12 protein-coding genes are annotated in these 21,619 nt (G+C 60.8%); 6 read left to right on the top strand and 6 right to left on the bottom strand.

The genetic code is table 11. The features are described from left to right. Positions 1-33: 33 nt before the first annotated feature. Entirely contained in the window at positions 34-918 is an 885-nt protein-coding gene (locus BJL95_RS18340) for a hypothetical protein (protein WP_071160031.1), read from the bottom strand. Between the two features lie 366 nt (positions 919-1,284). Here BJL95_RS18340 and BJL95_RS18335 point away from each other — a divergent pair, with 366 nt between their 5' ends. The 4 genes from BJL95_RS18335 (at position 1,285) to BJL95_RS18320 (ending at position 15,384) form a co-directional block, all read left to right on the top strand. Next, positions 1,285-11,616 (top strand): filamentous haemagglutinin family protein, encoded by a 10,332-nt coding sequence (locus BJL95_RS18335; protein ID WP_071160030.1) that lies wholly within the window; start codon positions 1,285-1,287, stop codon positions 11,614-11,616. 154 nt (positions 11,617-11,770) lie between these two features. Beyond that, positions 11,771-12,580 carry a glutamate racemase gene (gene murI, locus BJL95_RS18330; RefSeq protein WP_139306327.1) on the top strand — a complete coding sequence of 270 codons (810 nt, stop codon included), beginning with the start codon at positions 11,771-11,773 and terminating at the stop codon, positions 12,578-12,580. 405 nt (positions 12,581-12,985) lie between these two features. Beyond that, positions 12,986-14,401 carry a dihydrolipoyl dehydrogenase gene (lpdA, locus tag BJL95_RS18325; protein WP_071160028.1) on the top strand — a complete coding sequence of 472 codons (1,416 nt, stop codon included), beginning with the start codon at positions 12,986-12,988 and terminating at the stop codon, positions 14,399-14,401. Between the two features lie 197 nt (positions 14,402-14,598). Continuing rightward, positions 14,599-15,384, top strand: a complete 786-nt coding sequence (locus tag BJL95_RS18320) for a class I SAM-dependent methyltransferase (protein ID WP_064026968.1) — start codon at positions 14,599-14,601, stop codon at positions 15,382-15,384. Between the two features lie 27 nt (positions 15,385-15,411). Here the strand turns inward: BJL95_RS18320 and BJL95_RS18315 are convergent, their stop codons facing one another. Together BJL95_RS18315 and BJL95_RS18310 are read right to left on the bottom strand one after the other, a co-directional pair. After that, positions 15,412-15,855 carry an NfeD family protein gene (locus BJL95_RS18315; RefSeq protein ID WP_071160026.1) on the bottom strand — a complete coding sequence of 148 codons (444 nt, stop codon included), beginning with the start codon at positions 15,853-15,855 and terminating at the stop codon, positions 15,412-15,414. Positions 15,856-15,859: 4 nt separating this feature from the next. After that, positions 15,860-16,780 carry an SPFH domain-containing protein gene (locus BJL95_RS18310; RefSeq protein WP_064026972.1) on the bottom strand — a complete coding sequence of 307 codons (921 nt, stop codon included), beginning with the start codon at positions 16,778-16,780 and terminating at the stop codon, positions 15,860-15,862. Positions 16,781-16,879: 99 nt separating this feature from the next. On the opposite strand from BJL95_RS18310, the gene BJL95_RS18305 reads away from it, so the two are divergent. Then, positions 16,880-17,185, top strand: a complete 306-nt coding sequence (locus BJL95_RS18305) for a hypothetical protein (protein WP_071160024.1) — start codon at positions 16,880-16,882, stop codon at positions 17,183-17,185. Between the two features lie 20 nt (positions 17,186-17,205). Here the strand turns inward: BJL95_RS18305 and BJL95_RS18300 are convergent, their stop codons facing one another. Genes BJL95_RS18300 through BJL95_RS18290 form a run of 3 tightly spaced genes read right to left on the bottom strand, consistent with a single transcriptional unit; the run spans position 17,206 to position 20,995 of the window. Continuing rightward, positions 17,206-19,152, bottom strand: coding sequence for a DUF3488 and transglutaminase-like domain-containing protein (locus BJL95_RS18300; protein ID WP_071160022.1), 1,947 nt, complete (start codon positions 19,150-19,152; stop codon positions 17,206-17,208). Further along, entirely contained in the window at positions 19,149-20,093 is a 945-nt protein-coding gene (locus BJL95_RS18295) for a DUF58 domain-containing protein (RefSeq protein WP_071160020.1), read from the bottom strand. Before BJL95_RS18295 ends, BJL95_RS18300 begins: the two co-directional genes overlap by 4 nt. Continuing rightward, positions 20,090-20,995 (bottom strand): MoxR family ATPase, encoded by a 906-nt coding sequence (locus tag BJL95_RS18290; protein WP_071160018.1) that lies wholly within the window; start codon positions 20,993-20,995, stop codon positions 20,090-20,092. Before BJL95_RS18290 ends, BJL95_RS18295 begins: the two co-directional genes overlap by 4 nt. Positions 20,996-21,125: 130 nt before the next feature. Between BJL95_RS18290 and BJL95_RS18285 the strand changes: the two genes are divergently transcribed. Then, complete coding sequence (locus tag BJL95_RS18285; protein WP_064026982.1) at positions 21,126-21,458, top strand: TraR/DksA family transcriptional regulator; 333 nt, start codon at positions 21,126-21,128, stop codon at positions 21,456-21,458. The last annotated feature ends 161 nt before the right edge of the window (positions 21,459-21,619 follow it).

Here is a 21,619-nt window from a genome sequence, read left to right as displayed (position 1 = left end):
CATGCCGGGGCTGTTACCGTTTGTAATGCTGATTCAGGCTTGAACAGACTGGCGAGAGCGGTTGGTAAAGCGCAACAAGCTCAGCAAGCCGCCCAGAAACATCCAGGCGGCGCCGGGTAGCGGTACCGCAGTGACGTAATTCCAGTTCAAGGTGCCGCTAGCGATATCCAGCGACATATAACCGGGCATGAAGTCGAAATTTGCCTGGCTATTTGTGGTGGTGCCGGGCGTGGAGCCGGTGTGCCAAAACAACATTCTGACGGTTTCGTCATTTTCACCGAAGAAATTGGTATGTTCCGTGCCGTCGGCATACAGGTAGGCAGAAGCCTGGAACAGACCAATGCCGCCTTCCTCGCTAAACGCGTTGGAATTGGTCGTCGTCAAGTCCCAGTTCGCCGCGTAGTCGGTCAACTTGGTCTTGCCCGTGGTCACAATCGGCGTACTGTTCGGCAAGGCCTGGTTAAGCGCGAGCGCCTGGTTTTTGACCCCGGTGGTTTGGCCTTGCAACTGGCTGACCTGCACCAGAAGCTTATCGGCTTCCCTTAGATCCGAGATATTGGTTTGGCTGACCAGAATACCGTAATGCGGGTCTAACAAGCTGACCGCAGTGTAATAGTTGCTGCCCAAAACGTTCCATTGCAACTCGCCGGTGGCGTTGGCGATAAAGTTGGCCCAGCGCGGTCCCAGATTCCAGGTATAGCTCGTGCCATTGGCAATGTTGTCGGTGAAGTCGTTGACCGTAGTCGCCAAATCGATGCCGTAGGTCGTGGCATTGTCGACGTCGTAGACGCTCAAAAACATCTCGCCGCTGGTTTGCTGCGCTTGGGTACCGGGGTTAATCGCCGCCTGGGCCGAACCCATGCCGAGCGCCATGCACACCGCCGTCAAGCCGAAACCGTGTTTGTTAAAAATTTTCATACTCTACCTCTGTAGTTAGTTTGAGAGGGACGTCCGTCCCGTTGGTTGCCCACGGCCTTGTCAGCATTCCGGCATCAATCTATCCGCGTCCGCTACCCAGCCCTTACGATTCAATCATCTATCTTCGATGTTTACCGTGGAGCATAACGTAATGCAAAAATGTGAAGCTCGTCAAACACATTCAGAGGCAATGGCTTATTTGCAATTTGGAAATAATCCCACACAACCTGCGGAAAATCAGCGTTTACACCGTTGGCAACATAGTTTTTTTACTAGCTTAGCCAGAGCGCTCCAGCCCGAAGGCTTGCGAATTCGATATAGACATTGATATATAACAGGCTTCAAACTCGATTCCGGTGAAATTCGATGAAATCCCAGCGCTCCCCGTTCAGCTTCAAACTGGCTCCACTCGCGGTCTGCATTCGACGGATTCTAGCGGGCAGCTTGCTGGCCGGTGCCGGCGGCGAATTGCTGGCCGACGCCGGCTTGCCGGTCGCGGTTGGCGCCGGCGCGACACCCGGTTCCAACGTCGCCGAGTTGGCGAACCCCGCCTTGCATCCCAATATCGACGTCGGCCATGCCTCGGCCAGCTACAGCGCGGACGGCCAAAAGCTGACGATCAACCAAACCACCGCTAAAACCGTGCTGGATTGGCAAAGCTTTAACGTGGACGCCGGTAAGAGCGTGCAATTCGCCCAGCCCGGTAGCGGCTCGATTGCGTTGAACAACATTCACCAGCTCGACGCCAGCAAGATTTACGGCAACCTCAGCGCCAACGGCCAGGTGTATTTGGTCAATGCCAATGGCTTCGTATTCGGTCAGGGCGCGTCGGTTAACGTCAACTCGCTGGTCGCCACCACCTTGAAAATCGAGGATGACGTCTTCGACAAGGGCATCGCCAACGTCGTCGATTCCGGCGCGACCGGCGTCAACCCCGCGCCGGTCGCGGCGTTGACCGGCGACGGCGCCGTCTACCGCGATCTCGGCAACGGCCAGCGCGAGAAAATTCGGATTTTGGTCGAGAACGGCGCCGCGATCTCCGCCGCCAACAGCGGTCGGGTGCTGTTGGCGGCGCCGGACGTGGAAAACGACGGCACCATCACCGCGCCGGACGGCCAAGTCCTGCTAGTCGGCGCGACCGATAAAGTCTATTTGCAAGCCAGCGACACCAGCGATGTGCGCGGCTTGTTGGTGGAGGTGGGTACCGGCGGCAGCGTCGAAAACGTCGGCAAGATTTTGACCGAGCGCGGCAACACCACGATGCTGGGCTTCGCGGTGTCGCAGCAAGGCGTCGTTTCGGCCTCGACCTCGGTAGCCTTGAACGGCAGCGTGCGCTTGCTGGCCCGCGAAGGCGCGCAATTGACCGGAACAGGCCCCTATAAGCTAAAACCTAAAACCACCACCAGGGCCCAAGCGGGCGAGGACGGTTTGGGCAGGCAAGCCCGCGTGGTGCTGGACGGCGGCAGTCTGACCGAAGTGGCGCTCGACGCCAGCGGCGGCACCGCCGTGGACGAACAAACCCAACCGCGCTCGCGCATCGACATCGAAGCCGGGAGCATCCGTTTGAAGAACGGCGCGCAAATAGTCGCCCACGCCGGCGATGTGAATTTGATCGCCAGCGCCGTTCCCGACGCACCGCTCACTCAAAATATCGCCGGCAACGCCAGCCGTATCGTCCTGGAGCAAGGCAGTAACATCGACGTATCCGGCGTTAAGAACGTCGAATTGGCGATGAGCAGCAATATCGTCGATCTGGAATTGCGCAATTACGAGTTGCGCGACGCGCCCTTGCAGAAAGACGGTATCTTGCACGGTAAAACCGTCAAGGTGGACGTCCGCGACGGCACGACGCTGGCCGACGCTTCCGGCGCGATCGCCAAGCGGCCGCACTCGGTATTCGAACGCAGTATCGGCGCCGGCACGATCAGCTTGCAATCGGAAGGCGATCTGATCGTCCAGACCGGCGCCAACCTGGACATTTCCGGCGGCTACCTGAGTTACCTGGGCGGTTACGTCAATACCACGCAACTACTGTCCGACGGCCGCCTGTTCGACATCGCCACGGCCGACCCCAACCGCACCTACCAACAAATCGTCAGCGGCCGGCATTACGAAGCGGCTTACCGGCAGGGCGGCGCTGCCGGCACGCTTTCGATCCGGACCCAAGCGGCGCGCCTCGACGGCAGCGTGAATGCCAACACCGTCGGCGGCCTGTATCAGCGCGATCCGGCCACGGCCGCCGCCGGCGGCACGCTGGACCTGGATCTTACTTGGAACGGCACCGCGTCGCAAACCGTGGCCTTTGTCGGCGCGGCGAACGGCGGCGGCGAAGACATCGCCAACGTCTTGGCCCTGACGCCGGCCTTGTTCGGCCACGGCCTGAATCATTTCGAGTTGAAAACCCTGGGACGTTTCACGATCGACGCCGGCGTGGTCTTGAACCTGGCGGCCGGCGGCGGCTTCACGGTCCGTGCCGGAACTATCGATGTGCAGGGCAGCCTGATCGCGCCGGCCGGCGACGTCACGTTGACCTCGGTGTCCGGCGATTTAGACGGCAAGCTGACGCTGGGTACCGCGAGCCGCATCGACACCAGCGGCCGCTGGATCAACGACATCAAGGACGGCCGGACCAATAGCTTGCAAACCTTGTGGCTGGACGGCGGCGACATTGCCTTGCAGGCCGGCGGCGGCTTGCTGTTGGCGCGCGGTGCCAGCTTGGCGGCCAACGGCGGCGCCCGGATGACCGCCACCCATAAAGTCACCGGCGGCGCCGGCGGCAACATCTCGCTGCAAAACAACAGTACCGCCGGCGAACCGAGCGAATTCCGGCTCGGCGCCACGCTGTCGGCGGTCGGCTTGCAAAAAAACGGCACGCTGAGCATCAGCACCGGCCGGGTCGAAATCGCCGACGGCACCGGTCTGCCGATTGAAGCCGACGGCACCTTGTATTTGAGCAGCGGTTGGCTGCAAAACGCCAACTTCGGCGCTTACGCGCTGACAACGACGGATGGCGCGTTAAAAATCGCCGACGGCACCCGCTGGCAATTGCGCCAAACCAATTGGCAATTGAACGGCAACGCGATGCAAGCCGCCAGCGGCACGCCATTAAGCGAATTAGTCCATCTGGCGCTGCTGCCGGATTACCAGCGCCTGGCGGTTGATCTGAATTTAACCCATGCCAGACGAACCAGTTTTGGCATCGTCAGCGACCACGGCGGCATCGTGATCGGCGCCAACGCCTGGATAGGCGCGGATTGGAGCGCGCAATTCGCTCTGACCTCCGACGATAGCATCCGTATTAACGGCACGTTGAATGCGCCGGCCGGTACCATCAAAATCGCCCTAACCAGCCCCGGCAGCGCTTTCGACAGCGGCTACGATCCCGATTTAGGCATTTTCCTCGGCGCCTTCGGCCATCTCAACGCGGTCGGCGCCAGCGTGCTAACGCCGAACGGCTCCGGCTTGTTACAGGGCGATGTGAAAGCCGGCGGCACGGTGTCGCTGACCGCTCTCCGAGGCTATATTGCCGCCGCCGCCGGCAGCACGATCGACGTTTCCGGCACACAGGCACGGCTGGACATCCTCAACGCCAAGGGCCGAACCAAACAGACCCTGGCCTCGGCCGGCGGTACGATCGACCTGAGTGCAGCCGAAGGTTTGATCCTGCAAGGCCAATTGCTGGCGCAAGCCGGCGCCGGTACCGGCGCGGCCGGCGGCGGCGTATCCGGCGGCACCCTCAATCTGGCTCTGGACATCCGCAAACGCGGCGCCGGCGAGTTCACCAATTTTCCGACCGGCGAACGGGTGATTCGGGTCGGCGCCGAAGCGGAGGTGCTATCGAGCGATGTCGAGGCCGCGATCGCGGCCGGCGCCGTACCGGCCGAATTCAATGGTCTTGCTTATATCAGTGCCCGCCAAATCACGCAAAGCGGCGCCGACCGGCTCAGTCTGGCTAACCTGAGCAATGGCGAAATCCGCTTCGACGGCCCGGTCACTCTGGCCGTCGAACAAAGCTTGACCCTGGATGCGCCGTTGATTGGCCACGTTGGCGACGGTTCGGCCGTTCTGTCCGCCAACGTAGTCAATCTGGGTTCGAGCTTGAACCGAACCGTGTCCGGCTCGCCAGGCGCGGCCGGCGGCGAAGACCGCTTGACGGTTAACGCCAACCTGATCAACCTGTTCGGCGCCACCGCGATCGGCGGCTTCGCCGAGACTCGCTTGCTCAGCAACGGCGACCTGCGGCTGACCGGCATCAATCCCAATGCCGAAGCGGATTTGCTGGGCGCGCTGAGACTGGCCGGCGATCTGGTCTTGGGCGCTCGGGAAATCTACCCGACCACGCTCAGCCATTACACGATCGCTATCGATGCGGCCGTCAATCCCGACGGCACGGTGACGGTTCTGCCCGGCGTCGGCAGCCAGGCGACGCCGTTGTCGGCGGCCGGCGCGTTGACGATAGAGGCGGCGCATATCCAAAGCCAAGGCCGCTTGCTGGCGCCGTTCGGCAGCATCGAGTTGAATGCCGGCCTATCCTTGGCCTTGTTGGACGGCAGCATTACTTCGGTCGGCGCCGACAGCGTGATTCCGTTCGGCCGCACCCAAGGCGGTCTGGGCTGGCTGTATCCGCTCGGCACCGCCAGCAACATCCAAACCACGACACCGGCCAAGTCCATCGTATTGTCCGGGCCCGACATCAACCTGGCCGCCGGGGCCAGCGTTAATCTGAACGGCGGCGGCGATTTGTCGGCCTTCGAATTCGTCGCCGGCGCCGGTGGCAGCCAGGATGTCCTCGACACCAGCGGTGCTTACGCGATCTTGCCGGCTTATTTGGCGGATTTCGCCGCTTACGATCCCATCGAATTCGCCAACTCGGGTCTAAATTTTGGCGACAACCTGCATTTGAGCGCGGCGCTGGGTAATCCGGGCGATGCCAATTATCTGGCGGCCGGCGACTACGTGCTGTTACCGGCCCATTACGCACTGTTGCCTAATGCGTTTTTGGTCACGCCGCAAGCCGACAGCTTGGACATGGCCGCCGGCACCACCGCCACTCTGATCGACGGCACCCAGGTCATCGCCGGTTACCGTTACACCGCGAATACCGGTATCGCCGCCGGCCGCTGGTCCGGTTTCGCGGTCGAAGCCGGCACTGTTGCCCGGACCCGCTCGGAATACGACGAGACCACCGCCAGCGAATTTTTCGGCGCGAAAGGCGCCGGCTTGCCGCAAGATGCCGGCAATCTGGCCCTGTTGGCGCAAGGCCGCCTGACGTTGGCCGCCGACATCAGTGCCACCGCCGCGGCCGGCGGCTTGGGCGGCATGCTGGACATCGGCGCCAATAAACTCAACGTCGTGCAAGACTTGAGCGCGGCCGTTCCGAGCGACGGCGTCGCCTTATTGGCCGAGCAACTGAATCGGCTGAACGTCGATAGTCTGTTATTGGGCGGACGCCGGCAACGGAACGACGACGGCACTCAACTGACCGTCGCCGCCGATAGCGTCGCGATTAGCGACGGAGTAGCCCTGCACGGCCGGGAAATCCTGTTGGCCGCGCGCGACCGGGTCACGGTCGGCGCCAACGCGAGTTTGGCCGCATCCGGCCAGTTGAGCCGAACCGACACCGAATTCAGCGTGACGAATGCCGACGGCAGCGGCGCCGGCGCCTTGCTGCGGGTTTCGGCGGGAGCGCAAAGCCAAATCGAACGCTCCGGCGGCGGAGTCGGCAACGCGACCGGCTTGCTGGAGGTAAAAACCGGCGCGGTGTTAAGCAGCGCCGGCTCCATCTTGCTGGACGGTAGCCGGGATGTGGCATTCAACGGCACGATCGCGATGAACGGCGGCGATCTGGCCTTGAGTTCCAGCCGAATCACGCTGGGCGGCGACGGCACGGCCGCCGGCCTGAACCTGAGCGACAGTAGCTTGAACGGCCTAAATGCGGACCGTATCGCGTTGAACAGCTACGACGCCATCGACTTTGCCGGCGCGCTGCATCTGGCGGTGAAAGAATTAACCTTGAATGCCGCGAACTTGCGCGGCGTGGCCGGTGGACAAACCGCCAGCATCGTTGCCGATACGATCACGTTGACCCATACCGGTCGCGCGGCGGCGGCGCAAACCTTAGCCGGCGACATGCGCTTGGATTTATCCGCCCGTAACAGCCTGAGCTTGGCCGAAGGCGAATACGCTTGGTCCGGCTTCGGCCAAGTCGCGCTGAGCGCCGGCGCGGCGCTGATCGACGACGGCACCGCCACGATCCACTCGACCGCCGACTTGGCCGTTACCGCGCCGGTGTGGACCGCCAATGCCGGCGCCAATACCGTGATCGAGTTGGGCGGCCACGATTTGACGGTCGGCGCCGGCAACGGCAGTGCGGTCGGTGGCGGCCTGGGCGCGCGCTTGACCGTTAACGCGCGCGACATCGTGCAACAAGGCCGTATCGAACTGGCCGCCGGCGGCGTAACGCTGAACGCCGGCCGCGACCTGACGGTCGGCGGCGACATCGATGCCGCCGGCCGGGTCGTCAACCTGGCCGATGCGGTAGCCTATGCCGGCGGCGGCTATATTTCGCTGACCGCCGAGCAAGGCAAACTGGCAATCCTGAACGGCGCACGCTTGGACGTATCCGGCAGCAGTGTCGGCGGCGACGCCGGCAGTCTGAACCTGGCGGCCGCCAACGGCGAGCTGACGTTGGCAGGCAGCTTGGTGGGCCGTGCCCACGCCGGCGCGGTCGGCGGCGGCTTGGCCTTGGACAGCCTCAGCCTGAGCCCCACCCAATGGGCCGGGTTGCTCGGGCAATTGCACGACGGCGGTTTTAACGGCGATATCGCGATCCGCCAGCGCCTGGGCGACATGACAATAACGGCCGGCCAAAGCCTGCAAGCCGCCAACATCGCGCTGGCCGCCGACAGCGGTTCGTTGACGGTGGCCGGCGAACTGAGCGTCAGCGGCACCCAAGCCGGCAAACTGCAACTGGCGGCCGGCGACGCACTGACGATCTTGGCCGGCGCCAAACTCGGCGCGGTTTCGAGCGGTGCCGATCAGGCCGGCGGCACGATCACGTTGACCTCGACCGACGCCGACGGCGACGGGCTGGAAGGCGTCGCGATAGCGTCCGGCGCCGTGCTGGACCTGAGCGGCGCGGCCGGCGGCGGCGAAATCGATGTCATCGTCAACCGCAAAGGCGACGACGATGCGGCGGTCGATATTGCCGCCGGCAGCGTCGCCGGCGCCGCCAGCCTGAAAGTCGCGGCGATGGCCCATTACGCGACCGACGCCATCACCAACGCCCAAATCAAGCAATGGTACGACGATACCCGCGTTTTCATGACCGCCGCCGCCGACAACGCGGATTTGAGCGGGCGCTTGGGCGGCTTTACGCTACAGCCCGGATTGGACGTGCAAGGCAGCGGCAGTCTGGATATGAATTTGTCCGAGAATTTGGCGACGGCAACCTGGACCAGAGTCGGCTCGACGACAGTCTGGCGAACCAAGCTGGACAATATCGCCGGCGCCGTCCAGGCCTTACGCCGCTTAAACGCCGATGGCGAGATTATCAAGGAGTACAGCTACTTTTCGCCGGCGTCTTCGAACTCTCCGTGCACGCTGACCAGTTGCTCGTTGACTGCCGGCAGCTATTATTTCGATGCCAATCCCAACTCGCCCACCTACCGAACCTTGTTTTTCAGGGGCACTACCAACGCCAACCCGCGCACGCTGAGCGGCTTGACCGAATTCAACGGCTGGGACCTGGCCTTGCCCTACGCCAATGGTCAGGATTGGCATTTCGGGGCAGAAAAAGTACCAGGGCTGTTGGTGATTCGCGCCGCCGAAAATTTGGACATCAATCAAAACCTGTCGGACGGCATTGCCCGTTATGACGGCAAGCAAATGAACGCATTATTGGGTACTAACGACAGTTGGCAAAGTCGGGAAGTCCTGCAAACCGGCGCGTCCTGGAGCTACCAACTGGTGGCCGGCGCCGACTTGTCCAGCGCGAACCTGATGGGCTTGCTGAGCGCGCCGGCATTCGGCACCGGCAATTTGACGGTGGGCGCCAACAGCCGCATTCGGACCGGCACCGGCGACATCGAGATTGCCGCCGCCGGCAATATCAAGCTGACCGACTGGACTTCGGCAATCTATACGATGGGCCGCGCCGAGTCCGTCAACCGCTACGGCAGTCTGTCCGGTAAAACCGCCGGCAAGGAGTTTTTCGTGGAATATCCGGTCGACGGCGGCGGCTTGTCGCTGCGCGCCGGCGGCGACATCATCGGCGCGGTCAGCTCGCAGTTTCTCAGCGATTGGCTGCAACACGGCAGCGTTCGATCCCCAGCCGATGACGGTACATTGACAGGCGCCACGGCCTGGGGTATCAGCTTCGATGCGCCGTATAGCTTTAACAACCAAAACCAAAGCTTCGGCTTCCGGGAAAACCTTGGCGCGCTCGGCGGCGGCGATATAGAAATCAACGCCGGCCGCGACATCTTGAATTTGTCGGTGATGCTGCCGACCTCGGCCAAGCTGACCGGCGCCGTCGATGCCGACGGCAACATCGCCGAAAGCTTGCCGCTGATTCGCGGCGGCGGCGATCTGAACTTGCGGGCGGGAGGCGACATTGCCGGCGGGGTGTTTTTTGTGGACAAGGGCAACGCTAACCTGAAGGCCGGCGGCGCGATTACCGCCAGCCGATCCGATCCGGACGCCCCGGAAGACAGCGTCGTCTACAGCGCGGGGCCGATTTTCGCGATCGGCGATTCGATTTTTAGCGTGCAAGCGGCGACCGGTATCGCGGTCGGCGCGGTTGTGAATCCGTTCGGTGTCCCACCGGCCAGTAATCCGGCGTCCAATACGGCCATCGTCAACAGCTACTTTTTCAATTACAGCGAGCGTAGCGGCCTCGCACTGCAAACGCTGGCCGGCGCTATCGATTTTAACAACGACACGGATCTGATCGACCAACTGGCCAAAACCTTCCCGACCGCCACCAGCGATCCGCAATCCTATATTTCTCAGGCCGGCGTGGATTGGTGGTCCTACTATCCCGGCAATCTGACCGCCCACGCGCTCAGCGGCGATATCAACGTCAACAATTCGCTGTCGCTGTTTCCGAGCAGCGGCGGGACGCTGGATCTGGCGGCCTGGGGCAATCTGACCCTGGGCGTCGGTACGCTAAGCGACAGCAAGATCGAACAACTGGACGCCGATCCCAGCCTGTTGCCGTCCGTGCTGAATCCGACCAATACCGGCGGCGTTTGGCCCGAGCACGCCGATGTATCGGTCCACACCAACGACAGCCGTTCAAATCGGCTGATTGCCGCGCACGGCAGCATCACCGGTATCGGGTCCGCCAGCGTGATTACCGCCAAGGCCACCACGTTTTACGCCGGACTGGACTTTAAAAACCTGGGCTTGGCATTGCAGAATCTGCATGCCGACGACGTCAGCAGCATCAGCGCCGGCCGCGACATCCTCTACGAATTGATCAGAAACCCGACGACCGGGGCTTATATTACGACCAACGCCCAAATCGAACTGGGCGGGCCGGGTTTGTTGAACGTGTGGGCCGGTCGCAATATTGACCTGGGCGTGTCCGGCGGCATTATCTCGGTCGGCAATTTGCACAACGTCGCGCTACCCAGTCAAGGCACCGACATTAGCGTGTTGGCCGGCAACCGCTTCTCCGACTCCACCGCGCCGCTGGAAGACTTCCTGAACACCTATGTCGTGTCCGGCAACTACCAAAGCTTGCGCGCTTCCTTGGAGCAACAAACCACGCCGATCGGCCGGCTACAAATCGCGTTGGCGGTGCTGTTCGACGAAATTCGCGCCTCGGCCAAGGCCGCGGCGGTGACGACGGGCGCCAAGCAGCAGGCGGCCTACCAACGCGGTTACGACGCGATCGCTCTGTTGTTCCCGGACGCGCCGGCCGGCGACATCAAGTTGTTCTTTAGCCGGATTCAAACCGTGCAAGGCGGCGACGTCAATCTGTTGGCGCCGGGCGGCATGGTCAACGTCGGCCTGGCTTCGGGATTTACCGGCGGTAAAGCCGACCAAGCCGATCTGGGCATCATGGCTCAGCGCGAAGGCAACATCAACATCCTAGTCAAAAACGACTTGCAGGTGAACCAGCAACGGGTATTCACATTGGCCGGCGGCGACATTACCGTCTGGTCTTCCGAGGGCAATATCGACGCGGGCCGCGGCGCCAAAGCGGCCTTGGCGACCGCCGCGCCAAGAATCAGCATCGACAAATCCACCAGCCAACTGATCGTCGAATTTCCGCCGACGATTTCCGGCAGCGGTATTCGGGCGCAATCGGGCTATAACAGCGATAGGATAGGCAATGTCGTGCTGGCCGCGCCGAAAGGCGTCGTCGATGCCGGCGAGGCCGGTATCGGTGGGCAGAACGTGACAATTGCCGCCACCGCCGTGATCGGCGCCAGCAATATTCAGGTATTGGGAAGCAGTATCGGATTCGGCCAAATCCTGGCGCTCCCGACCATGCCCGACAATGCCGGCGCGGCAGCGGCCGCCGCCAGCCGGTCAGCGTCGACAAACGAACCGGCCGCCGAGCAGCAAACCGACGATTCCGCAGCTGGACGTTCGGTCAAAGTGGCGTTGTTGGACAGCCAATTGCTTGGTTTCGGTGCTTGCAGCCTTGCCGACATCAAGTCCGGCAAGGCGGGGTGCGGCGAATAAGGGGGCTGCTGGGCCGCGATTTAATTTCGCCGGTAGGCGGCGGCGATAACCGGTCGAGCACGCGGGCAACCTCAAGACAGGATTCCAAGCGGGCGTTTTTCGGTGGATGTGCGAAAATTCAACGTTCGCCAAAGTTGGGAGCCTTAGCTCGATCATGCCCACCTCCGAAACCTGTTCCGCGCCGATCGGCGTTTACGACTCCGGCATTGGAGGGCTGTCGGTGTTGCGAGCCCTGCGGGAAAAGTTGCCAAACGAATCCTTCGTTTACGTCGCGGACAATGCCCACGCACCCTACGGCGACCGGGCGCCGGCGTTCATAGAAGCGCGCGCCCGGCAAATCGCCGCCTTCCTGGTGCAACGCGGCGCGCGGGCCTTGGTGCTGGCCTGCAACACGGCCAGCGTGGTCGCCGCCCAACAGCTACGCAAACTGCATGGCTTGCCGATCGTCGCGATGGAACCGGCCATCAAGCCGGCCGCGCGAATCACGCAATCCAAGGTGGTGTTGGTCATGGCCACCACCAACACGATCCGGAGCGCGTCGGTCGCCCGACTGTGCAGCGCCTACGGCCGGGAGGTTAACGTGATCCTGCAACCGTGTCCGGGTTTGGCGGACCAGGTCGAACGCGGCGAATTTGGTAGCGCGGCAACCTTAGATCTGTTGGACAAATTCATCAGACCCGGCATTGCCGCCGGCGCCGATACCATTGTGCTGGGCTGCACGCATTACGCGTTTCTGACTTCGGAAATTTCGCGGATTGCCGGACCGACGGTCGCGGTGGTCGAGCCTTCCGACGCCATCGCCCGGCAACTCGCCCGTGTTCTGCCGGCCGCCACCGCGCCTCGGCGACCAGCCAGCGCCACCACTTACTACACGTCCGGTTCGGCGCCCGACATGTCGGCCTTTTTGGCGACGATCGGCGAAACCTCCCAAGCGGTGTATACGCTGCCAGCGGGCGTGCCGTAGCCGGCCCGAGGGTATAAGGACCCGACGAGCACTTGTCTGTTTGTGCCGAAAGTCGTTGAGGGAAGTACGGACAGACCGGTGTCCGAACGCCTTCGATTATGTGGAACACCACGCCACAGGTCCTCGCCTACGGATCATCCGTTAAAACCCAGTCTCGAAAGTCGCCCGGCGATTCCGACCGGGTTCCCCCCGAAACCCGGCTGATCCTTACCCCTAGCCTGATGCTCAGCGCGTCAGGGCATCTGGCTCTCGAGTGCCGCCGGTCGCTGACGCAGGTTTTACCGAAAGGCCTCAGTTTAGTTTTTGATCCGTCGCGGTAAGCTGTAAAATCGCCTTTAAGCGTTGGCGCCGTTTCGGCATCAGCTGGCACGCCTCACCGATTTCGTCATTTAGGAGTTCCATTTCATGAGCAATACACAAACTCACGCCGAAGTTCTGGTCCTGGGCGGCGGCCCCGGCGGTTACACGGCGGCCTTCCGCGCCGCCGATTTGGGCAAGCAGGTGGTCCTGGTCGAACGCTATCCGGTGCTGGGCGGCGTTTGTCTGAACGTCGGTTGTATTCCGTCGAAAGCCTTGTTGCACGCCGCGCAAATCATTCACGAAGCCGAGGCGATGGCCGAACACGGCGTCAGCTTCGGCCAGCCGCAAGTCGATTTGGATAAAATTCGCGGCTGGAAGCAAAGCGTCAGCCAGGGTTTGAATCAAGGTTTGGCGAAGCTGGCCAAACAGCGCAAAGTCACCGTGATCAACGGCGTCGGCAAGTTCGCTTCGGCCAATAGTCTGGCCATCGAAAACGAGTCCGGCAGCCAAACCGTGACTTTCGATAACGCGATCATCGCCGCCGGCTCACAGCCGACCAAAATTCCCAGTTTTCCGCACGACGACCCGCGCGTCTGGGATTCGACCGATGCGTTGAACTTGAACTTCGTGCCGGAGAAGCTGCTGATCGTCGGCGGCGGCATCATCGGTCTGGAAATGGCGACTGTGTATCACGCGTTGGGCTCGAAAATCAGCGTGGTCGAGTTGATGGACCAAATCATCCCCGGCTGCGACAAGGATTTGGTCACGCCGCTGCAACGTAAGATCAAAAAGCAATACGACAATCTGTGGCTGAAAACCAGCGTGAAAGCGATGGAAGCCACCGACGCCGGCATTAAGGTATCTATGGAAGGTAAGGACGCGCCGGAAAGCGAAACTTTCGACGCGGTGCTGGTCGCGGTCGGCCGTCGGCCGAACGGCAAACTAATCGACGCCGATAAAGCAGGCGTTACCGTCGACGAACGCGGCTTTATTCCGGTCGACAAACAGGGCCGCACCAACGTCGGCCACATTTTCGCGATCGGCGACATCGTCGGCAACCCGATGTTGGCGCACAAAGCCACTCACGAAGGCAAAATCGCCGCCGAAACCATTGCCGGCCATAAAGCCGGTTTCGACGCGTTGACGATTCCGTCGGTGGCCTACACCGATCCGGAAGTGGCCTGGATGGGATTGACCGAAACCCAGGCGCAACAGCAAGGTGTCGAATACGACAAAGCCGTATTCCCGTGGGCCGCCAGCGGTCGGTCGTTAGCCTTGGGACGTAGCGAAGGCATCACTAAAATTTTGACCGACAAAACCAACGGGCGGATCCTGGGTGCCGGCTTCACCGGCCCCGGCGCAGGCGAATTGGTGGCGGAAGCGGTATTGGCGCTGGAAATGGGCGCTGACGCCACCGACGTCAGCCTGAGCATCCATCCGCACCCAACCTTGTCGGAGACGTTTGCGTTCGCGGCGGAGATGATAGAAGGGACGATTACCGATCTTTACGTTAAAAAGTAGATAGTTTAGCGGTTTGATTTCCGATCATAATTGACGTCGGAAATTGAATGTCCGGCAAGTTGTTTATTTGATGATTGATTTTTCCTCGATCACTTGCGTCGTCCATCGGAATGGGAAATTTCCTTCGGAATTAGCGTTAGATTCCAGACAGGCCGCCGCGTGGGCTATAAATATTTACTTTGATAGCAGGTCTGAAAATGGAAAAATTATTCAAAAAGATAAAATACTTGCCTGAATTGGCAAAGAAGTACCGAATACTTAAACACTGTAATCTGCTGGACGATAGGCTTAGCGCATCTGAGTTGGAGCAGTATTTGTACACTTGCAGCGCGGTTGGAACTCATAGAGGGTATTTGCGTTCGCTTCGCGAAACCATGTGCGTCGACCGCGAAGGTAATCCGCTCCCCTGGTACACCTATCCGGCCATCGAACAACTAGCGAAATGGGATTTTTCAGAAGCGGAAGTCTTTGAATTCGGTTGCGGCAATTCGACTCGATGGTGGGCCGGCCGGTCTAAATCGGTCGTGAGCCTGGAGGGCTCACGGGTCTGGTACGACAAAATCTTGTCTTCCAATGTCTTACCGGACAACACCACACCGATACTTGTCGCAATAGATGGGGATGAATATAGTCAAGCATTTGGCGATTACGCGGAGGCTTTGAATAATTTCGGCCAGTTCGACGTCATTATTGTCGACGGCGAATCTCGTTTCAGGACGCGCTACGCTTGCGCAAACAACGCGTTAAAGCATTTAAGAGCAGGTGGTTTGATTATTCTCGATAACTCCGACTGGCATCCGGAATCCGCCAAATTGCTAAGAGATTCAGGATTGCTTCAGATCGATTTTTGCGGTCTCGGCCCCTTGAATACCCACGCCGAGACTACCTCGTTGTTTTTGGACAAATTCTTCAGCGTTAAGCCCGTGAACGATAACGAGCACCCAGGGCAAACTATTGGCGGATTGAAGCTCACTCTGGGTTAAAAATCGCAATCCCCTCACTGGGGGTAGCTAGCGACAGATTTCCACGTCGAACACGGTACCGTTGACGGCGACTACCTTGACCTTACCGCCCACCGGGCAATCCTCGCCGTGAACTTTCCAGATCGTGTCGTCCACCTTGATTTTGCCCTGTCCGTTTTCGATGGCTTCCACCAGATTGAAGGTGCGGCCGACGTATTGCGCGCCGCGCCGGTTCAATAGCGGATGATCGCTGGTTTGCGATTTGGCGCTGGCGTAACGGCGCCAAGCCAGTACCGCCGCGATCGCCATCGCCGAGAACAGCAGCACTTGCACGTTAAATCCCATCACCGGCACGACCAGTAACAACGCGCCGGTCACGAAAGCCGCCACCGCCAGCCACAAAAAGAAGAAACCGCTGACCAAAATCTCCAAGCCCAGGAACGCGACCGCGGCCACCCACCAATACCAGAACACGATGTCGAATTCGCTCATCGCACTAGCCTTTCTTGGACAAAGCTTCCTTGGCCAATTCGCCGATACCGCCCAAGGCACCGATCACGCTGGAGGCTTCCAGCGGCATTAGAATCAGCTTGCTGTTGTCGGCGGTGGCGATCTCCTTGATGGACTCGATGTATTTTTGCGCGACGAAAAAATTGATCGCCTGCACGTCGCCCTTGGCGATGGCTTCGGACACCATCAGCGTGGCCTTGGCCTCGGCTTCCGCCAAGCGCTCGCGGGCTTCGGCCTCGCGAAACGCCGCTTCGCGGCGGCCTTCGGCTTCCAGAATCGCGCTCTGTTTCAAACCCTCGGCTTTTAAAATTTCCGCCTGCCGCAAGCCTTCGGCTTCCAAAATCTGCGCGCGTTTTTCCCGTTCCGCCTTCATTTGCCGAGCCATCGAATCGACCAAATCCTTGGGTGGCGCAATGTCCTTGATTTCGATCCGGGTGACTTTGATGCCCCACGGCGTCGTCGCGTCGTCGACCACCGCCAACAAACGGGCGTTGATCTCGTCGCGGCGCGATAACAATTCGTCCAGGTCCATCGAACCCATCACGGTGCGGATGTTGGTCATCACCAGATTGATGATCGCCACATCCAGATAATTCACCTCATAAGCCGCCTTGGCGGCATCCATGATTTGGTAGAACACCACGCCGTCCACCCGCACCATGGCGTTGTCCTTGGTAATGACTTCCTGCGACGGCACGTCGATGACCTGCTCCATCATGTTCAATTTTCTGCCGATCTGATCGATGATGGGGACGATGATGTTCAAACCCGGCGTCAAGGTCGCCGTGTACTTGCCGAAACGCTCGACCGTGTATTCCATGCCTTGCGGCACCGATTTGACGCTCATGAACACCATCAAAATGGCGAAAAAGAACAACACTGTCACGAATAAACCGAAACCGCCCATAACTGCCTCCCGAGGCTGATGTAATTTTTTTATGATTGCCGATCCTAAGCCTGGTAATAATATAGGTTTCTTTCACCTGCCGCTAACCAACCCGGATACATGAACACTCTGATTTACTACAGCTTCAACCTCCTGATTCTTACCTTAGTCCTGTTGCTGGTCGGTTTGATCAAGCCTAAGTGGCTGCTATTTTGGATGGACAAACCCGGCCGCTTACCGATCATCTTTGTTTGCACCGGCCTGTTCATGACGTCGGCCGTGATGTACGGTGAAGGCAACAAGGAACTCCAAGCCGAAAAAGCCCAACAAGCCAAGGCCCAAACCCCACCGCCGCCGGCACCCACCGGCGGCGACGTGCCGGTCGTTAAACCGGCGCCGGCCGCCAAGCCGGCGACTCAGCCCTAAAACGGGCCGATCCGGGCCGATCAGCGTAGAGCGTCGATCCGCCGTTTCAAATCGCTTAGATCGACGTCTTCGCCGGTTTCCTCGAAATACAGACGGTTAAACGTTTCGGCGATGCGGCCGGCCGGTTCGGCTAAATCGGGTCTTAGCCGGCGAAGCTGATCCGCCAATTCGCTCGGACCGTACCCCGGTTTGGCCATCAATCCCGCTTTGACCAAGCGCGCGACGAAGCGTCTATACAACTCGGCGACCGGGTCCCGGCGCCGACGCAAGGGTTTCAACAAACGCCAGGCCAGTAGCCCGCCGATGCCGGCCAAACTGGCAAACAGCCAGTAGGCCAGCGTCAACCAATCCTGGATCCCCAGCGCCGTCAGAAATTCGCGCTGACTGGCGTTATCGTAATTGATGACCCAGCGCTGCCATTGATAATCGACGTTGCTCCACAACTGAGCACCGCGTTGCAACCAGCTCAGCGCCGTTGGATCGAAATTGGAAGTCCTAAAGTTCACCGCGCCGCTGGCAACCTGCAAGTCGATATCGACGCCGCGCTCGATACGTTCCGGCGCAATCGCCGCGGTCGGATCGAAGCGTACCCAGCCGCGTTCCGCCAGCCAGACTTCCGCCCAGGCATGCGCGTCGGCCTGGCGAACTTCCAGAAATCCGCCGACCGCGTTGAACTGGCCGCCCTGATAACCGCCCACCACCCGCGCCGGAATGCCCGCCGCCCGCAACACATAAACGAACGCGGTCGCGTAGTGACTGCAGAAGCCGGCCCGCTGGTCGAACAAAAACGCTTCGATCGGTTTGACCGGCATAGTCGGCGGCGTCAGCGTGTAACGAAAATTCTGCTCGCGAAAATACCCGAGTAGTCGAGTGATGAAGCGTTCCGGATCGGCATCGCCGTCGCGCAAGCGCTCGACCAGCGCTTGGATTCTGGGCGCCAGCTTGCCCGGCAGTTGCAGGTTTTCCCGGCGCCCCGAATCGTCGAGGTCGCCGGTCCGGTAGTTGGGGACCGACACCAGCCGATATTCGGCGCGCTCGCCGGGGTTGTTGTCGGCCAGCAATTGGTACAAGCCGTTGCGGCGCAATTCGGGCGGATAGCGGTAAGGTAAATCCAGCGCGTAGACCCAATGCTGGTTTTGCGGCTCCATCAACAGCGTGTAGTCGTAAATCCGAGTCGTATCGAAGGCCGGATCGGTTTCGCCGCGACCGGCATAGGGCAGTTGCTGCCAAACCACGCCGTCGGTGAAGGCGTAAATCGGCCCGCGCCAGTAACGCTGACGCGGCGGCGGCGGCTCGCCGGCGAACTTCACCCGGAATACCAGGTCGCCGGACAGACTCAGTTCGGCGATGGCGCCCGGCTCCAGCTTATTGCTCAAGCCGCTCCTGGCCCTGTCGGTATCCTGCAACCAACTCCAGCGCGGCGCCTCCAGTCGCGGAAACAATACGAACAACACCAGCGCGGCCGGAACAGCCTGGGCGATCAAGCGCCCGGCACTCCACAGCGCCGCGCCGGTGCGCGGCGTCCGGCTGTTCAACGTAATCAAGGTCGCCAAGCCTAGGACGCAGACCAGCGCAATATAGCCGGCCATCAAGATGCTTTCTTCGTAAAGAAATTGGGTGGCGGCGACGATGAACGACAAAAACACGATCACGTAGACGTCGCGCCGGCCGCGAATTTCCAGCAATTTCAAGCCCAGCGACACCACGAATAAACCGGTGCCGGCATCGCGGCCGAACACGCCGCGCTGCTGACTGAACAGCAAGGCCAGCCCGGCCACGGTCAGCGCGAACAACAGCCACTTGCCCGGCAAGCAGTCCGGCCGGCCGATACCCACGCATCGCCAACCCAGCGGCAATAGGAAAAAACCGAACAGCGGCAGCGGCACGTGCCAGGCGTGCGGCAACACGATCAGGCCGGTGGATGCCAACACAAACCAGAGCAGGCGGTCCGGTAAATAGTCGGTCATACGCCGAACACCGCCAGCGCTTCCAGGCAGCGCCGATAATGCTGGGTACCGCGATCGGGCGCCAGGCGCAGATTGGGTAGAACCAAGCCGTAACGCAGGCCGGCATGTTCGGCGTCCACCACCCAGCGGCACAGCAAACTCAAGCGTTCCTCCAAATGGTGGCCGGACGCCGCTTGCAAATCCAGCCACAGCTCGGCGGCGGTATTGCCGCCGTACTGTTTGCTATGCACGCCCTGGCCCTTGGCGTAAGTCTTCCAATCGATCTGCCGAAGGGTGTCGCCGAGTTGGTAGGCCCGCAATCCGTTGAACTCGTCGCCGCCGCGCGCCCGATAGCCTGCCCGGCCGTCGCCGCCGGCTTGCTCGGGAAACGGCACGCCCGGCTCGGCCGGTTTAGGGTAAACCAGCAACGGACTATCGAAACGCAACGGCGACCAAGCCCGAAATATACCCAGCGGATAACTACTGGTGACGGTTAAAGTGCCCGGTTGGCGCCGTCCGCGCAGGGCGGCAGTCTCGAATAACGTGACGGTACGGCTTTGTTCGGCCGGCAATTCCACCGTCAAGCGACTCCGCAAACTCAACTCGAGATTTGGACGAGGTCGCCGGCCCGGTTCCAGCGTAAAAGCGTAAGCGGCCGGTTGGCCCGCGAATACCGGTGCCTGCCGCCCGGCCCGCACCACCAAGCCCGCCAGCGCCAGATAGGTATGCAGTATCGTCACGAAAAAAACGCCGGCCAACAAAAACCCCAACAAGTAGCACAGGTTGTTGCCGTAAACGTAGCCGATCAGCAATAGCACGCCGATCAAGCCAACGAACAACAATCCCCGCCGGTTGGGAATAATGAAGATGCGCCGGTGATTGAGTTCTATCGCGTCGCCGGACGGCGCTTCGCCGCGAATGAAGCGGGACAGGCGAAAGCGTTCCGACAGCTTCAGGCTCACAACACGGCGACTTGTTCGAGTATCGGCGCGACGGTGGCCGCCGAATCGACAACCCCCGCCTGCAAGCGATGGCCGGCCACCGCCGGCAACACGGCTTGCAAGTCTTCCGGCAAGACCGCCTTGCGCCGGTCCAGAAACGCCCAAGCCCTAGCAGCGGCCAATAAGCCCAATCCGCCACGCGGCGACAAGCCGCTGGCGTAATCCGGGTGGTGGCGGCTGAAATCCAAGATGCCTTGCAGATAATCCAGCAAGGCCGGCGAAACGTGAACCTCGGTCGCCGCCAATTGCATTTCGAGCAATTCGCCGGCGCCGATCACCACCGGCAGATTGTCGATCAAGGCATGGCGGGGACGGCCGCTTAGCAATTCGCGTTCGGCCTGGCGATCGGGATAACCCAGTTCGATCCGCATCAAAAACCGATCCACCTGCGATTCCGGCAGCGGGAAAGTGCCGATCTGGTGAGCCGGATTCTGGGTCGCGATCACGAAAAACGGCCGCGGCAACGGATAGGTCTTGCCTTCTATCGTGACCTGACGCTCTTCCATCGCCTCCAGCAACGCGCTTTGGGCCTTGGGTGTGGCCCGGTTGATTTCGTCGGCCAGCACCATTTGCTTGAAAATCGGTCCGGCGTGAAACGTAAAACTCTGGCGTTGGGCATCGAAGACCGACGAGCCGAGAATATCGGCGGGCAAGATGTCGCTGGTGAATTGGATGCGCTGGTACTCCATCCCGAACAGTTTGGCCAGAGTGTGCGCCAGCGTGGTTTTGCCGACGCCCGGAATGTCCTCGATCAACAGATGCCCTCTGGCCAGCAGGCAGCAAACCGCCAACCGGATTTGGCGGGGCTTGCCGAGGATAATCCGGTTAGCGGTGTCCAATAAGCGTTCGAGGGCGAGATCCATCGGAGAAATGTCGGTAGCGAAAGGGCTGCGGCCGAGTATAGTCCAGCCCGGTTGCACCCGCCATCGGCTTCGTTGTATAAAGCCGACAGCCCCAACACCCATGCGATCCGGCCGGACCGCGGAGACGCTTATGAAAGACTACGACGACGTGCGCGACCAGCTTTTGAACATGCTGGAAGAGCTGGACGACCGCCTCGGTAAAATTACCGACGACGTTAAGCACATCGACCAAGCGCTGGACCGCGATTTTTCCGAACAAGCGACCCAAACCGAGAACGACGAAGTGCTGGATGCCATCGGCAACGTCACTCGGGACGAAGTCGAAAAAATCAAGCAAGCGATCATCCGCATCGACGCCGGCACCTACGGCATCTGCCAACGCTGCGGCGAGCCGATCAAGCCCGCCCGGCTGGCCGCGTTGCCCTACGCCGCGCTCTGTATACGCTGCGCGGAGCAACAGTAAACCCGCCGAGGAATCACCTTCAGTGGTTCCAGACGGATGACGCGAGCCCTCGGGCCTGAACCCCGCATTCAAAAACAACGGCCGGGCCTTCAGGGCCGCAACCATTCCGGCGGCCAGGGTTCGCGGCATCGTGACGTCCAAGCCTGTCGTTTCCGGCGGGT

The organism is Methylomonas sp. LWB (assembly GCF_001856095.1).
Taxonomy (GTDB): Bacteria; Pseudomonadota; Gammaproteobacteria; order Methylococcales; family Methylomonadaceae; genus Methylomonas; species Methylomonas koyamae_A.
This window is presented reverse-complemented; position numbering and strand designations above follow the sequence as displayed.